Raw genomic sequence first — 15,652 nt, 5'->3', positions numbered from 1 at the left:
TTCAAAAGTCCCATGTGGATCACTCCGTTGTCCCCCGTGGCGCAGTGCCGTGGGGGAAGGGTCACATGGGTCAAATCTCAATGGAAATCAGGCGCTCACCCGGGTCACTTCTCACTGGAAATCAACAGTCAGCAACGCCCCGCGGGATATCTTCGGGCCAGACGGCAAGAACGCCCCGGTCGCCAGCTACGATTTTCGCACCTCCGTCGTGACCGGGTTCGAAACCCTGGCCATTGTTCCGGGCTTGAGCAATGTCAGCGCCATCTTCCTGGCCTCGCAATGGCAGTTCGACACTCTCTCCATCGTTTCAAGCACAGGTGCGGCATATGACCTGACCATCGAACTGTCGGACCAGACCGATCTGGACCTCAGCGGCCTGGCCTACGTTCCGCCCGCCGCGACCAACCCCGCCAGCGTGATCCGGATCCTCAGCGGCGATGACGCGGCAACGGTCATCGGCAGCGTCGCGAACGACAGCATCGTCGGCAACGGCGGCGACGACACGCTGGCCGGGGGCGCCGGCGACGACAAGCTGGAGGGTGGCGTCGGCAACGACGTGCTGTCGGCGAACGAGGGCAACGACACCCTGAGCGGCGAGGCCGGAAACGACGCGATGTTCGGCGGCGACGGCGCCAACGCGATGTTCGGCGGCGACGGCAACGACACCGCCTTCGGCTACGCCGGCGCGGACACGCTGGTCGGCGGCGCGGGCTTCGACAGCCTGAACGGCGGCGGCCAGAACGACGACATCCGCGGCGGCGATCAGGCCGACGTGCTGGACGGCTCCTTCGGCGACGACCTGCTGCTGGGTCAGGGCGGCAACGACACGCTGATCGGCGGCAACGGCAACGACACGATGGATGGCGGCCTGGACCGCGACAGCCTGTCGGGCGGCATCGGCGACGACAGCATGCGCGGCTTCAACGGGTCCGACACCATCAGCGGTGACGAGGGAGCGGACAGCGTTCTGGGCCAGCAGGGCAACGACCTGATCTATGGCGGCGCGGGCGAGGACAACCTGAACGGCGGCGGCGACCAGGATACCATCTTCGGCGGCGACCAGAACGACGTCATCGACGGGTCGTTCGGCTTCGACAGCATCGACGGCGGCAATGGCGACGACACCCTGGACGGCGGCGTGGCCAACGACACCATCCTCGGCGGCGCCGGCAACGATTCCATGATCGGGAACTTCGGGTTCGACTTCATGGATGGCGGCAGCGGCAACGATACGATGAACGGTGACCAGCAGGCCGACACGATGCTGGGCGGGACCGGGAACGACCTGATGAGCGGCGGCATCGGCAACGACAGCATGGATGGTGGCGGCGACAACGATCTCATGTTCGGAGGCAACAACAACGACACACTGATCGGCAATTTCGGCGACGACTTCATTTTCGGCGAAAACGGCAGAGATCTGCTGGACGGCGGCGGCGGCAGCGACTTTTTGTTTGGTGGCAGCGGCAACGACGTGCTGCTGGGCGGCAATGGTGCGGACACCCTGTCCGGCGATAGCGGCAACGATACGCTGACCGGCGGCAACCAGGGCGACCGCTTCGCGTTCTCTCTCGGCGCGGATCTTGATTTTGTCACCGATTACAACGACGCCGAGGATGTGATCGCACTCGACGATCTGCTCTGGAGCGGGACCTTGACCGCCCAGCAGGTGGTCGACACCTATGCGTCGGTGGTCGCGGGCAGCGTGCGCTTCGACTTCGGTGGCGGTGACATCCTTTGGCTCGACGGCCAGACCAGCACGCAGGACCTGGTGGACAACATCTCCATCTTCTGACCGGCTCACGGCTGCAACGCATCTCGCCACAAGGCAACCACGGCACCGGCGGGACATCCCGCCGGTGCTTTCCGTTTACCGCACCTGATCTCTGCGTGACCCGGGGGCGGCGGCGTGACCGGTGCAGGTCCTGACCCTAGTTATGCATTCCTGTTCACAGCCAATGTCTTCCGCTGCGTTCCGACCCGCAGTCGGCACGACGAGCAGGGTGGCAAAAATGGAGAGGTCCGCAGTCGAAGGGTCTGCGTTGCATCGAAATGAACTCAGGAGTTACCGACTTGTGGGTGCGGCCCAACCAGACCACGCTTAAGGCTGCTGTCGAGCGACCCACCACATTACCTGTCCTCAGCCGACCGACTCGCGTCGATGTACCCGGTTCGCCTCGTAACACTTCCGGTGGAGGATCGCCTTGGGGATCAAGTCTATGCGGATCGAGAGCCTGTCTTCTTCAAACAGGCAGCAAGCAATCTTTTTTGGTGCGGTCGAGAAGACTCGAACTTCCACGGGAGTTACCCCACAGCGACCTCAACGCTGCGCGTCTACCATTCCGCCACGACCGCACTGTCTTGGCATGGCGGGGGTCTAGAATAACCCGCCGCCAATGTGAAGAGCTTTCTTGCACGCCGCAGCCGAAGCCCCGGCATGCACTCGGATCAGGGCTGGGCCGAGAAGGTCGGCAGGCTCGATGCCTTCTGCGGCACGATCGCCGCGGGCAGGCTGGCCGCGCCGCCGGACTGGAGCGTGGTCGACGCCTTGCGCAGCAGTTCCACCCGCTCGGGCTGGCCCGGGGCGAAGACGGCCTGGGTGGTCGCGCCCTCCAGCCCCGAATCATACCAGGCCGCCGCGAGGTCGGCGCGCTTCGCGGTGCCGAATCCCTGGGACAGGTGGTGTCCCATCAGCTCGCCATATCCGGCCTGCCCGAGGCTTACCAGGATCAGGGCCGAGCCGAGCGCCTCGTCCAGATCGTCGATCCGGTAGCCGTTCGACAGGCAGACCTTCGCCGTCGCCGCCAGGTCCTGGGTCGAGATGCCGGTGCCGAGCACGAAGGAGGACACGTCGCGCACCACCTCCTCGCGGCTCTTCACCGCCAGCGCGGCGACATGGGGGCGCATCTGCTCGCCGTAGGCGGCGCAGTGCTCTGCGATCTGCTCCTGCGTCGCGGGCAGCCCCTGGGCCAGCCGTTCGCCATCGGCGATGGCGTAGGTGCGGGCGAGGCAGAACTGCTCGTTCAGCACCACGTTCGGGTCCGACATGGTCGACACCGTCGTGAAGCCGCCGTTGGTGCTGGTCAGCAGGCTGACCGTGTTGCAGTGGGAGGCGAGCGACAGCCTGGCCGAGTTCTGCCCGCCGAAGAGGTTGGTCAGCCCGCCCTTCGGCGCGGCCGCGGCTGCGGTGGCGCCAAGCGCCGTCACCGTGGTCGTCGTGGTGGTCAGCGTGCTGGGCGCCGCGGCGACCGGCGCCGCGACCGCCGGGGGGGCCGCCGGTGCGACCACCACGGTCGTCTGCGGCACGGTGGCCGGGGCGCCGCCCGCCATCTCGGCGCGGTAGGTCTTCAGCAGCCCCCGCACCCCGTCCGGCGTCGCCGCGACCTGCTGCTGCGTTGCGTATCCGCCCGCCTGGGCGCGGTTGTAGGACGAGATCAGCAGGTTCTGCTCGAAGCTCGTCAGCTCTCCGGTCACCGGATAGCCCATGTAGCCCTGGTAGGCCGAGACCGCCTCGCGCGACCTGCGGCCGAGCTGGCCGTCGACGGTGCCCGCGTTGAAGCCGAAGTAGTTCAGCGACGACTGGATCTGCCGCCCTTCCGCGGTCGACGGGATCGAGGGCTTGCGATAGACCTTCTTCGCCGGGCTGCTGCGGTAGTACCGCTTGGCCTGGTTCTTGCGCTGGATGTCGCGCGCGACCGCGCTGCCGATGACGCCGACGGCGAGCCCGCCCAGGAAATCGCCGGCGTCGGCCTGGACGCGGCTCACCGGGACGGCGACGAGGGAGGCGGCAAGGGTGGTGGTGAGAAGGGTTTTGTGAAACATGGCAGTGCTCCGATGGACCTTAACAAATCTGCGTGAAGGTAACATGGATCGGGAACTTTTCCGAAGCCCAAATCATGGGCAACCCGACTTTCCTTCCCGTTCCGGCCGTGCAGGAGCGCTTCCGAGATGATCCCCGACCGCGACCGCCCGCTCTGGATCACCTCCGACTCTCCCGTTCCCTACCCCGAGGCGCTTGCCCGGATGGAGGAGATCGCCGAGGGCATCCGCGCGGGCACCCATCCCGAAACCCTCTGGCTGCTCGAACACCCCCCGCTCTACACCGCGGGCACCAGCGCCGATCCCCGCGACCTGACCGATCCCGACCGCTTCCCGGTCTACACGGCGAAGCGCGGCGGGCAGTACACCTACCACGGCCCCGGGCAGCGGGTGGTCTACGTCATGCTCGACGTCGCCGCGCGCGGCCGCGACGTTCGCCGGTTCGTGCAGGACCTCGAGGCCTGGGTGATCGCCGCGCTGGCCGAGTTCAACGTCACGGGGCTGATCCGCGAGGGTCGCGTCGGCGTCTGGGTGGAACGTCCGGAAAAGCCCCGCGGCCCCGGCGGCGCCCTGCGCGAGGACAAGATCGCCGCCATCGGCATCCGCCTCAGGAAATGGGTCAGCTTCCACGGCATCTCGATCAACGTTGAGCCGGACCTTTCCCATTTCGACGGGATCGTGCCCTGCGGCATCCGCGAACACGGCGTGACCAGCCTCGTCGACCTCGGCCTGCCGGTGACGATGGAGGATCTGGACCTCGCCCTGCGCAGAAGCTTCGGCCAGGTGTTCGGCAGGTCGGCTGCGACGGGCTGACCCAAGGTAAGGAAAACCGCCATCGCGGGGCGGCGGCGGCGGGGTTAACCTCTGATCATTACCAGAGTGACCAAACCCTTCGGACCTGAAATGTATACTGCCTCCCTTTTCCTCGCCAGCCTCGCCTTCGGCATGGCTGCCGCCTCGGCGCTCTTTATCTGACGCACGCCCGCCATCGGGCAGCTCCCCCCGGTCGTTCCCGCGGCCGGGGGATTTTCACGCCCCGACCTTTCCCCCGGCGCCGCCCGACCACATATTCAAGGCGCGACATTTTTTCCGCCGCTGCGGCGGATCGCAACATTGCCCCCGTCCCCGATATGCCGCTAAAAGCGGGAGCGAACCCTGCCGACTCCAATCCGGCGGGGGCCAACAGTTTCGGGAACCAGGAGGCAACACATGGCGGACGCAGCCGTACATGGCCAGCACGGACACGACGAGCGGGGGTTCTTCACCCGCTGGTTCATGTCCACGAACCACAAAGACATCGGTATTCTGTACCTCTTCGCCGCCGGGGCCGTCGGCTTCATCTCGGTTGCCTTCACCGTCTACATGCGCATGGAGCTGATGCACCCCGGGGTGCAGTACATGTGCATGGAAGGCGCGCGCCTGTTCCCGACCGCAACCGAGAACTGCACGCCGAATGGCCACCTCTGGAACGTGCTGATCACCGGCCACGGCCTCATGATGATGTTCTTCGTCGTCATCCCGGCGCTGTTCGGCGGCTTCGGCAACTACTTCATGCCGCTCCAGATCGGCGCCCCCGACATGGCCTTCCCGCGGATGAACAACCTGTCGTTCTGGCTGTTCGTCGCCGGTTCGGCCCTGCTGATCTGCTCGGTCTTCGCCCCGGGCGGCAACGGCGAGAACGGCTCGGGCATCGGCTGGGTGCTCTATCCGCCGCTCTCGACCCGTGAAAGCGGCTGGTCGACCGACCTCGCGATCTTCGCGGTCCACGTCTCGGGCGCCTCGTCGATCCTCGGCGCGATCAACATGATCACCACCTTCCTGAACATGCGCGCCCCCGGCATGACCCTGTTCAAGGTGCCGCTGTTCTCGTGGTCGATCTTCGTCACCTCCTGGCTGATCCTGCTGTCCCTGCCCGTGCTGGCCGGCGCCATCACCATGCTGCTGACCGACCGCAACTTCGGGACCACCTTCTTCGACCCCGCGGGCGGCGGCGATCCGATCCTCTACCAGCACATCCTGTGGTTCTTCGGCCACCCGGAAGTGTACATCGTGATCCTGCCGGGCTTCGGCATCATCTCGCACGTCATCGCCACCTTCGCCCGGAAGCCGATCTTCGGCTACCTGCCGATGGTCTGGGCGCTGATCGCCATCGGCGCGCTCGGCTTCGTCGTGTGGGCGCACCACATGTACACCGTCGGCATGTCCCTGACCCAGCAGAGCTATTTCATGCTGGCCACCATGGTCATCGCGGTGCCCACCGGCGTGAAGATCTTCTCGTGGATCGCGACGATGTGGGGCGGCTCGGTCGAGTTCAAGACGCCGATGCTCTGGGCCTTCGGCTTCCTGTTCCTGTTCACCCTCGGGGGCGTGACCGGCATCGTGCTGAGCCAGGCCGGCATCGACCGCGCCTACCACGACACCTACTACGTCGTGGCGCACTTCCACTACGTGATGAGCCTCGGGGCCGTCTTCGCCATCTTCGCCGGGATCTACTTCTACTTCCCCAAGATGACCGGCAAGATGATCCCCGAGTGGATCGGCAAGGTGCACTTCTGGGCCTTCTTCATCGGCGCCAACCTCACCTTCTTCCCGCAGCACTTCCTGGGCCGCCAGGGCATGCCGCGCCGCTACATCGATTACCCGGACGCCTTCGCGACCTGGAACTACGTGTCGTCCTGGGGGGCCTTCCTGTCCTTCGCGTCGTTCCTGTTCTTCATCGGCGCGATCTTCTGGGTGATCGCCAAGGTGCCGCGCACGGCCGGGGCGAACCCCTGGAACGAATACGCGGACACGCTGGAGTGGACCCTGCCCTCGCCCCCGCCGGAGCACACGTTCGAGCAGCTCCCGAAGCAGAGCGACTGGGACCGCGCCCACGGCCACTGAGGGCCAGACTCCGGGATGGGATGCGGCCGCCACGTCGGCCCGCCCGCCCCTCACGAGACGACCGGAAGGGGGCCCTGCGACACGCCGGGCCCCCTTTTCCTTGCGCCGCCGGGCGTCGCCCGTCCCCGGCCCGGTCAATCGACCGCATCGCGCCCGGACCCGAACTTCCCTAACGCCTCCCGATGCCACCATCCACCCTGCCCCCGACCCCGCCGAGAGCCCGCCGATGCCGCTGACCTGGGACCGCCGACCGCAGGACACGCCCCTGCCCGACGGCGCCTTCTCCCATGCCGCAGGGGACGGTGCGCTGGCCCATGCCGTGCTCTGGCCGCACCGCTCGCTGCCGCGCCGGGGCATGGCGGGCGTCATCGCCTTCGCCTTCACGATGATCATGATCCCGGTGATCCCCCTGCTCGGCTCGCCGATCCTCTGGGGGCTGCTGCCCTTCACCATGGGCGCGATCTGGCTGCTGTGGTTCGCCCTCGAACGCTCCTACGCCAGCGGTGCGTTGCGCGAGGACCTGACGCTCTGGTCCGACCGGATCGAGATCGTGCGTACCAATTCTCGCGGCACCGAGCAGCGGTGGGACGCCAACCCCTTCTGGGTCCGCCTGACGCTGCACGAAACCGGCGGCCCGGTGGAGAACTACATCACCCTCTCCGGTGCGGGCCGCGAGGTGGAACTCGGCGCCTTCCTCAGCCCCGAAGAACGCGAGGCGCTGCACCGCGACATCGACCGCCTTTTGCGCCGCCTGCCGCGACCGTCCGCACCGCTCTGACAACGAAAAGGGGCGCGTCTCCCGACGCGCCCCTGTTCCTGCAGCCTTCCGATGTCTCCGGGGGAGGTCGTCAACCGAGCTGTGCCTTCACCCGCGGGCCCACGGCGCCGAAATCCATCTGCCCTGTGTAACGGGCCTTCAGGGCGCCCATCACCCGACCCATGTCGCGGATCGACTCGGCCCCGGTCTCGGCGATCGCCTCGGCCACCGCGCGGTCGACCTCCTCGTCGCTCAGCTGACGCGGCAGGAAGTCCTGAATCACCGTGATCTCCGAGCGTTCCTGGTCGGCCAGTTCAAGCCGCCCGCCTTCCTCGTAGGCGCGGGCACTTTCCTGGCGCTGCTTCACCATCTTGTCGAGAATCTGGAGCACCTCGGCATCGCCGACGCCGCCATCCTCGCCCTCGCCGCGCAGGGCGATGTCGCGGTCCTTGATCGCCGCGTTGATCAGGCGGAGCGTCGAAAGCCGTCCCGCGTCCTTGTTCTTCATCGCCGTCTTCAGCTCGCCGCTGATGCGGTTTCTCAGATCCATTGCGGCCATCTCCCGGATGCACAGTCTGCGAGGCGGCAGATTATAACATGCCGCGGCCCCTGACAACTCGGCGGACGCCGCGTAACATGCTGAAACCGCTTGACTATCCATTTCCCCCGCCCCCTTGACCCCCGCCGGAGCAGCCTCTAGGTTCGCGCAGATTTGCCGCCGGAGCCGCCGCCATGTCCGCCACCGCCCAGAAAACGCCCCCCACCGCCTGCCTCGCCCTCGCCGACGGCACGCTCTTCTTCGGCAAGGGCTTCGGCGCCACCGGCCAGACCACGGCCGAACTCTGCTTCAACACCGCGATGACCGGCTACCAGGAGATCATGACCGATCCCTCCTATGCCGGGCAGATCGTCACCTTCACCTTCCCACACATCGGCAACACCGGCGTCAATCCCGAGGACGACGAGACGGCGGATCCCGTGGCCGAGGGCATGGTGGTGAAGTGGGACCCGACCGAGCCGTCGAACTGGCGCGCCACCGACACGCTCGATGCCTGGCTGACCCGGCGCGGCCGCATCGCCATCGGCGGCGTCGACACCCGGCGCCTGACCCGGGCGATCCGCCAGCAGGGCGCGCCCCACGTCGCCCTCGCACACGACCCCGAGGGCAGGTTCGACATCGAGGCGCTGGTGAACGCCGCCCGCGGCTTCCCCGGCCTCGTCGGCCGCGACCTGGCCAAGGACGTCACCTGCACCCAGTCCTACCGCTGGGACGAAATGCGGTGGGCCTGGCCCCAGGGCTTCGTGCGCCGCGAGGGGCCGGGGCACCGCGTCGTCGCCATCGACTACGGCGCCAAGCGCAACATCCTGCGCTCGCTCGCCTCTGCGGGCTGCGACGTGACCGTGCTGCCCGCCACCGCCACGGCCGAGGACGTGCTGGCCCAGTCGCCCGACGGTCTGTTCCTGTCGAACGGCCCCGGCGATCCGGCGGCCACCGGCGCCTATGCCGTGCCGATGATCCGCGAGGTGCTGGACCGCTCCCGCATCCCCGTCTTCGGGATCTGCCTCGGCCACCAGATGCTGGCCCTCGCCCTTGGCGCGCAGACGGTGAAGATGAACCACGGCCACCACGGCGCCAACCACCCGGTGAAGGACCTGGAGACCGGCAAGGTCGAGATCACGTCGATGAACCACGGCTTCACCGTCGATGCCCAGACCCTGCCGGTCGGCGTGAAGGAGACCCACGTCTCGCTCTTCGACGGCTCGAACTGCGGCATCCGCATGGCCGACCGCCCCGTATGGTCGGTCCAGTACCACCCCGAGGCGAGCCCCGGCCCGATGGACAGCTATTACCTGTTCGAGCGCTTCTCGAAGGCGATGTCCGAAGCCGCCTGAGCCGCGGTTAACACCCCGTTAAGCGTTATGGACGATCCTCGGAGCGGAAACCTGCTCTCGGGGAGGATCGATGGCACCGCCGAGCCTCACGTTGGCGTCCGCGCAGCCGGATCCCGGGCTGACGGTTCGGCCGGGCGACCCGAAGGCGGGACGGCTTGGCGCCCTTCTCGTGGGCGCCGGGCGACTTGACCCGGCGGATCTGGCCTGGGCGCTCGGCCGACAGGGGACGACCGCGGCGCCGCTCGGGCAGATCCTGATGGCCGCGGGGGCGATCACGGCGGCCGACCTCAACGCGGTGCTGGCGCGCCAGTACGGCACCGTGGCGCTGGATCCGGCCCGGTTCGCCTGCGACACCACCCTTCTCGACCGGCTCGGCGCGCCCTTCTGCCTGCGCCACGACGTCCTGCCGCTCTGCCGCATGGGCTCGGCGACGCTGGTGGTCACGGCCCGCCCCGAACTGTTCGGCCGTCTCCGTCCCGCGGTCGAGGCGCAGCTTGGCAAGGTTCTGGTCGCCATGGCCGAGCGCGGGCAGATCCGCAGCGTGGTGCTGCGGCTGCGCGGCCGGGAGCTGGTGGGGCGGGCCGAAACCATGGTCGATGCCCCGATGAGCTGCCGGTCCCTGTCGCGGCTGCGCCTCACCGCCGGGGCGCTGGCGGCGGTCGCGGCGGCCCTGCTGGCAATGACGCGGGCGCCGGTGGCCGCCTTCACGCTCTGCACCGCGGCTGCCCTGCTGATCCTGACCGCCAACACCGCGCTCGGCCTGATCGCCGCGGCGCTGGCGCTGCGCCGGTCGCCTCCGGTCCGCCAGGCGTCCGACGTGACCATGTTGCCCGACCGCGGCGTCTGCGTGTCGCTGCTGGTGCCCCTGTTCCGCGAAGGCCAGATGGTCGCGCATCTGGTCGAGCGGCTGCGCCGGCTCGACTACCCGCCCGAGCTTCTGGACATCCACCTGATCGTGGAGGAGGACGACACCGCGACCCGTGCGGCCCTGGCGCGGACACCGCTGCCAAGCTGGATGCACGGGGTCGTCGTGCCCCGCGGCAGCGTCCGGACGAAACCCCGGGCGCTGAATTTCGCCCTTGAGCTCTGCCGCGGCGACATCATCGGCGTCTACGATGCCGAAGACGCCCCCGCACCCGACCAGATCGCCCGCGCGGTGGCACAGTTCCAGCTGAGCCCGCCGCAGGTCGCCTGCCTCCAGGGGCGGCTCGACTTCTACAATACCGAGGTCAACTGGATCACCCGCTGCTTCACGCTCGACTACGCGGTGTGGTTCCGGCTGATCCTGCCCGCGCTGGCCCGGCTGGGGCTGGTGATTCCCCTCGGCGGGACCACGCTGTTCTTCCGCCGCGCCGCGCTGAACCGGCTTGGCGGCTGGGATTCCCACAACGTGACCGAAGACGCGGACCTCGGCCTCAGGCTGGCGCGCCAGGGCTATCGGACCGAGCTTCTGGACAGCACCACCTTCGAGGAGGCGACCTGCCGCATCTGGCCCTGGATCCGGCAGCGGTCGCGCTGGCAGAAGGGATATGCGCTGACCTGGCTCGTCCACATGCGCGACCCGGCGGCGCTGTGGCGCGACCTCGGCCCGCGCCGGTTCCTCGGGGTGCAGCTGCTGTTCTGCGGCAGCCTCGGCGCGGCGGCGCTGGCGCCGTTCCTGTGGTCCTTCCTCCTGCTCGGCTTCGGGCTCGACCATCCCTGGCGGCCGTGGATCGGCTTCTGGGGTACCCTCGCGATCACGCTGACGATGGCGGCGGCGCTCTTGGTCCAGTTCGCCCTGGCGCTGATCGCGGTGCGGCTGCGCGGCGCGAATCTGCTGGGCCGCGCGACGCCGTGGCTGGTGCCCTATCACCTGCTGGCGTCGCTCTCGATCGTGAAGGCGGGGGTCGAGATGGTGGTCTGCCCCTTCTTCTGGGACAAGACCCGGCACGGGCTGTTCAGACCGCCCCCCTGTCCGAACCCGCCTCCGACGCCGCCGCCACCGCCTTGAGACGCGTCTCGAACGCGGTCGAGATGTGGTGTTTCAGCGCCTCGTAGGCGGCATCCCCGTCCCCCGCCTCGATGGCCGAGACGATCCGGTCATGCTCGGCCAGGGCCGTCCGGCCGCGCCCCTCGACGGCGAGCGAGGTGGTGGCGAGCAGCGCCATGAACCGGTGCACGAGGTCCAGCTGCTGAACAAGATACCGGTTGTGCGAGGCCAGGTGGATCTGCTTGTGAAACCGCCGGTTCGCCCGCGCCAGCGCCGCCGGATCGTCCAGCAGCGCACGGTCGTCCTCCACCATCGTGCGCAGCACCCGCACCTCCTCGGCCGTCGCGTGCCGCGCCGCGAGCCGCGCCGCCAGCCCCTCCAGCTCGGTCCTGACGACGTAAAGCTCGGCCAGCTGCGAATGGTCCAGCGCGGCCACGATCAGGCTGCGCCCGTCCCGCGTCAGCATCGACTGCGTCTCGAGCCGCTGCAACGCCTCGCGGATCGGGGTGCGCGAGACGCCGAAGCGCTCGGCCAGCTCGCTTTCCACCAGACGGTCGCCGGGGCGGTAGATCCCGGTGTCGATCGCGTCCAGGATCAGCTGATAGGCGTCCCGCTGCCCGGACCTCGTCTCTGTCATCGCGCTCTCCCTGCTCTGGCGCCACCGTAGACCAGCCAAACCGCGGGCGGAATCCGAAAACGCGCGCCGTTGCGCCCGCCCCGGCACCGGCGTAACGGTGGCGCCATGAAAGCGCCCTCGTTCCAGCACGTCCGCCACTGGGTCTTCGACCTCGACAACACGCTCTACCCGCCCGAGGCACGGCTCTTCGACCAGATCGAGGTCCGGATGACCGGTTGGGTCGCCCGCACGCTGGGGGTCGACCGGGCCGAGGCTGACCGCCTGCGCCGCCACTACTGGCAGACCCACGGCACCACGCTCGCCGGGCTGATGGCCGAACACGGGGCCGACCCCGACCCCTATCTCGTCGACGTGCACGAGATCACGCTCGACCACCTGAGCCCCGATCCCCTGCTCGCCCGCGCCATCGCCGCGCTGCCGGGGCGGCGGATCGTCTTCACCAACGGCTCCGCCCCCTATGCCGCGCGGGTGCTTGCCGCGCGCGGCCTCGCCGAGTCCTTTCACGCCGTCTACGGGGTCGAGAACGCGGGCTTCACCCCGAAACCCCAGCCCGCCGCCTTCGAACGCATCTTCGCCGCCGCAAAGGTCGAGCCCCACGCCGCCGCCATGTTCGAGGACGATCCGAGAAACCTCATGGTCCCCCATGCCATGGGCCTGACCACCGTGCTCGTCGCCCCAACCCAAGCCGAGGGCGACCACATCCACCACCACACGACCGACCTCGCCGCCTTCCTGTCCGACCTGCCCGCCTGAAAGCGCACCTTGCCGCAGGCGTTTGCCATTGCCGCCGCCGCCCCGCGGGGTAGGTATGGGCCATGACACGGACAGACACCGACATCCTCGTTTCCGGCGGCGGCATCGCCGGGCTCGTCGCCGCAGCGGGCCTTGCGCATCGCGGCTTCCGCGTCTGCGTGGTGGACCCGGTTCCCCCGGTCCAGACCGAAGAGGATCCCGAGGCCGACCTCCGCTCCACCGCCTTCCTCCAGCCCGCCCGCGCGCTGTTCGAACGGCTGGGGCTGTGGGAGGCGCTGTCGCCCGAGGCGACGCCGCTGCGGGCGCTCCGCGTCATCGACACCCAGGGCTGGCCGCCGCAGGAGCGCATCCGCCGCCAGTTCGAACCCGCCGACCTGGGCGAGCCGACCTTCGGCTGGAACATCGCCAACTGGCGCAGCCGCGCCGTGCTGGCCCGCCACCTCGAAGGGCTGGAGAACGTCGACCTGCGCCTCGGGGTGGGCTTCGCCGCCCTGCTGACCCGCACCGCGGGCGCCGTCGTCACGCTGACCGACGGCAGCCGCGTCGACGCGAAGCTGGTGGTCGCCGCGGACGGGCGCAACTCGCCGGTGCGCGAGGCGGCGGGGATCGGCGCCCACAGCCGCACCTACGGCCAGTCCGCCATCGTCTTCTCGGTCGCCCACGACCTGCCCCACGACGACGTCTCGACCGAGATCTACAACGCCGGCGGCGCCTTCACGACCGTGCCGCTGAACGATCACGAAGGCCGGCCCGCCTCGGCCATCGTCTGGATGAACGACAACGCCCGCTCGGCGGAACTGGCCGCCATGTCGCCCGAGGCCTGCGGTGCCGAGGCGACATTGCGCTCGGTCGGCGTTCTCGGCCAGATGCGCCTGCTGACACCGCGCCGGGTCTGGCCGGTCATCACCCGCACCGCCGACCGGCTGACCGCGCGGCGCACGGTGCTGATCGCCGAGGCCGCCCATGTCCTGCCGCCGATCGGCGCGCAGGGGCTGAACACCTCGCTGCACGATGTCGCCACCCTGCTCGACTGCCTGGGCGAGGATCCCGGCGCGCCCGAGGGACTGGAGCGCCATGCCCGGATCCGCGGCCGCGACGTGACGGTGCGCGCGGGGGTGATCGACCTGTTCAACCGGGTCTGCCGGTCGGATTTCGACGCGGTGGTGCGGCTGCGCAGCGCGGGACTGCGCGCCGTCCACGACATCGCGCCGATCCGCCGTGGTGTGATGCGTGCAGGGCTCGGCGCGACGGACTAGGCGCTCAGAACACCTTGTCGAGCACCGCTTCCAACCGCGCCACGCTCGCGGGCACATCCCTGAGCTTGTCGATCCCGAACAGCCCGATCCGGAAGCTCTTGTAGTCGGGCCCCTCGCCCACCTGCAACGGGACGCCCGCGGCGATCTGCACGCCCTCGGCCGCGAAGGCCTTGCCGTTCTGCACGTCGTCGCGCCCGGTATAGGCGACGACGACCCCCGGCGCGCCGAAGCCCTCGGCGGCGACCGATTTCACCCCCCGCTCGGCCAGGGCGGCGCGCACCGCGCGCCCCTGCTCCCACTGGGCCTGTGCCAGCTTCTCGAACCCGAAGTCGCGGCTTTCCAGCATGGTGTCGCGGAAGTCTCTCAGGGCATCGGTCGGCATGGTCGCGTGGTAGGCATGGCCGCCGTTCTCGTAGGCTTCCATGATCGCCAGCCACTTGCCGAGGTCCACGGCGAAGGAGGTGGACTTGCGCGCTTTCACCTTCTCGACCGCCCGCGCGCTCATCATCACGCAGCCGGCCGAGGGCGAGGCCGACCAGCCCTTCTGCGGGGCCGAGATCAGCACGTCGACCCCCGTCTCCTTCATGTCGACCCAGGCGCATCCGCTCGCGATGCAGTCGAGCACGAACAGCCCGCCCACCTCGTGCACCGCCGCGGCCACCTTCTTCAGGTAGTCGTCGGGCAGGATCATCCCCGCCGACGTCTCGACATGGGGCGCGAAGACAACCTCGGGCCGTTCCGCGGCGATCTTCGCCACGACCTCCTCGATGGCCGCGGGCGCGAAGGGCGCATCCGGCGCGTTGCCCATCCGCCGGGCCAGCATCACGATCTCTTCCGAGGGCGTCACGCCGGCCTCGAAGATCTGGCTCCAGCGGTAGGAGAACCAGCCGTTGCGGATCACCATGACCTTCGCGTCCGTCGCCAGCTGCCGCGCGACGGCCTCCATCGCGTAGGTGCCGCCGCCCGGCACCAGCGCCACGGCGTCTGCCTTGTAGACGTCCTTCAGCAGCGCCGAGAGGTCGCGCATCACCCCCTGGAACGCCGCGCTCATGTGATTGAGCGAGCGGTCGGTGAAGACGACGGAATACTCCAGCAGGCCATCGGGATCGACATCGGGCAGAAGGGCGGTCATGGCGGGCTCCGGTCTTGGGTGCGTTTGGCCGCGACACTGCCCCGAAACCGCCGCCAAGGCCAGAGGGGCCAAGGTCTATCCCGCCGCGGCAATGGGTCCGGGGCGCAACTCCTCGGAGAGAAGCACGTTCGCCTCCACGTCGCCGACCCCCGGCAGCGTCATGATCCGCCGCCGGAGCACCCGCTCGAAATCCGCCAGATCCCGCGCCACGACCCTGAGCCGGTAGTCGTAAAGCCCCAGCACATGGCTCACCGCCTGCACCTCCGGGATCGCCATCACCGCCCGTTCGAAATCCTCCAGGCTCACCCGCCCCTTGGTGGCGAGCTTCACGCCGAGGAACACGGTGACGCCGAACCCCAGCTTCTCGAGGTCCAGATCCAGCCGCCGCCCCAGCAGCACCCCCGCCTTCTCCAGCCGCTGCACCCGGCGCCACGCGGCAGGCTGCGACAGGCCCAAGGCCTTGCCCAGCACGCTCGCAGGCTGCCCCGCATCCCGTTCCAGCAGCGCCAGCAACTGCCGGTCGATGTCGTCGAGCGCGATCACGTCGAAAGCC

13 protein-coding genes and 1 tRNA gene are annotated in these 15,652 nt (G+C 68.8%); 8 read left to right on the top strand and 6 right to left on the bottom strand.

All coding sequences use genetic code 11. The annotated features are described in order from the left end of the window. A partial coding sequence (locus A7B20_RS17295; protein WP_216641221.1) for a calcium-binding protein occupies window positions 1-1,795 on the top strand: 1,795 nt, incomplete at its 5' end. A gap of 474 nt (window positions 1,796-2,269) precedes the next feature. Here the strand turns inward: A7B20_RS17295 and A7B20_RS17290 are convergent. Beyond that, window positions 2,270-2,355: transfer RNA gene (locus tag A7B20_RS17290), tRNA-Leu, on the bottom strand. Between the two features lie 93 nt (window positions 2,356-2,448). Continuing rightward, the gene (locus A7B20_RS17285) at window positions 2,449-3,822 is read right to left on the bottom strand and encodes a peptidoglycan-binding domain-containing protein (protein ID WP_157937716.1); all 1,374 of its coding nucleotides are present in this window, start codon (window positions 3,820-3,822) and stop codon (window positions 2,449-2,451) included. Between the two features lie 126 nt (window positions 3,823-3,948). Here A7B20_RS17285 and lipB point away from each other — a divergent pair, with 126 nt between their 5' ends. From lipB to A7B20_RS17270, 3 genes are all read left to right on the top strand, one after another. After that, window positions 3,949-4,632, top strand: coding sequence for a lipoyl(octanoyl) transferase LipB (gene lipB, locus A7B20_RS17280; protein ID WP_102109833.1), 684 nt, complete (start codon window positions 3,949-3,951; stop codon window positions 4,630-4,632). Between the two features lie 396 nt (window positions 4,633-5,028). After that, window positions 5,029-6,702: a cytochrome c oxidase subunit I gene (ctaD, locus tag A7B20_RS17275; protein ID WP_102109832.1), complete on the top strand. Its 1,674-nt coding sequence runs from the start codon at window positions 5,029-5,031 to the stop codon at window positions 6,700-6,702. Window positions 6,703-6,928: 226 nt separating this feature from the next. After that, a complete protein-coding gene (locus A7B20_RS17270; protein WP_102109831.1) occupies window positions 6,929-7,480 on the top strand; it encodes a DUF2244 domain-containing protein in 552 nt (183 codons plus the stop codon). 70 nt (window positions 7,481-7,550) lie between these two features. Here A7B20_RS17270 and A7B20_RS17265 read toward each other — a convergent pair whose 3' ends face one another. Then, window positions 7,551-8,009 (bottom strand): GatB/YqeY domain-containing protein, encoded by a 459-nt coding sequence (locus A7B20_RS17265; protein WP_102109830.1) that lies wholly within the window; start codon window positions 8,007-8,009, stop codon window positions 7,551-7,553. Window positions 8,010-8,191: 182 nt separating this feature from the next. Between A7B20_RS17265 and carA the strand changes: the two genes are divergently transcribed. Together carA and A7B20_RS17255 are read left to right on the top strand one after the other, a co-directional pair. Next, window positions 8,192-9,352: a glutamine-hydrolyzing carbamoyl-phosphate synthase small subunit gene (carA, locus tag A7B20_RS17260; protein ID WP_102109829.1), complete on the top strand. Its 1,161-nt coding sequence runs from the start codon at window positions 8,192-8,194 to the stop codon at window positions 9,350-9,352. A 70-nt stretch (window positions 9,353-9,422) separates the two neighbouring features. Beyond that, a complete protein-coding gene (locus A7B20_RS17255) occupies window positions 9,423-11,342 on the top strand; it encodes a glycosyltransferase family 2 protein (RefSeq protein WP_102109828.1) in 1,920 nt (639 codons plus the stop codon). On the opposite strand, the gene A7B20_RS17250 is transcribed toward A7B20_RS17255, so the two are convergent. Further along, window positions 11,290-11,958, bottom strand: a complete 669-nt coding sequence (locus A7B20_RS17250) for a GntR family transcriptional regulator (RefSeq protein WP_102109827.1) — start codon at window positions 11,956-11,958, stop codon at window positions 11,290-11,292. The two genes, A7B20_RS17255 and A7B20_RS17250, sit on opposite strands and share 53 nt — an antisense overlap. A gap of 105 nt (window positions 11,959-12,063) precedes the next feature. On the opposite strand from A7B20_RS17250, the gene A7B20_RS17245 reads away from it, so the two are divergent. Together A7B20_RS17245 and A7B20_RS17240 are read left to right on the top strand one after the other, a co-directional pair. Continuing rightward, window positions 12,064-12,711: a pyrimidine 5'-nucleotidase gene (locus tag A7B20_RS17245; protein ID WP_102109826.1), complete on the top strand. Its 648-nt coding sequence runs from the start codon at window positions 12,064-12,066 to the stop codon at window positions 12,709-12,711. Window positions 12,712-12,773: 62 nt separating this feature from the next. Continuing rightward, window positions 12,774-13,967, top strand: a complete 1,194-nt coding sequence (locus A7B20_RS17240) for an FAD-dependent monooxygenase (protein ID WP_102109825.1) — start codon at window positions 12,774-12,776, stop codon at window positions 13,965-13,967. Window positions 13,968-13,971: 4 nt separating this feature from the next. On the opposite strand, the gene A7B20_RS17235 is transcribed toward A7B20_RS17240, so the two are convergent. Beyond that, complete coding sequence (locus A7B20_RS17235) at window positions 13,972-15,099, bottom strand: aminotransferase class V-fold PLP-dependent enzyme (protein WP_102109824.1); 1,128 nt, start codon at window positions 15,097-15,099, stop codon at window positions 13,972-13,974. Between the two features lie 75 nt (window positions 15,100-15,174). Further along, window positions 15,175-15,642, bottom strand: a complete 468-nt coding sequence (locus A7B20_RS17230; protein WP_102109823.1) for an Lrp/AsnC family transcriptional regulator — start codon at window positions 15,640-15,642, stop codon at window positions 15,175-15,177. Window positions 15,643-15,652: the final 10 nt, after the last annotated feature.

Origin of the sequence: Oceaniglobus roseus, assembly GCF_002869745.1 — a bacterium.
Lineage (GTDB): Bacteria > Pseudomonadota > Alphaproteobacteria > Rhodobacterales > Rhodobacteraceae > Oceaniglobus > Oceaniglobus roseus.
Note: the sequence above shows the minus strand (reverse complement) of the source record. Positions and strands in the feature narration are given on the sequence as shown.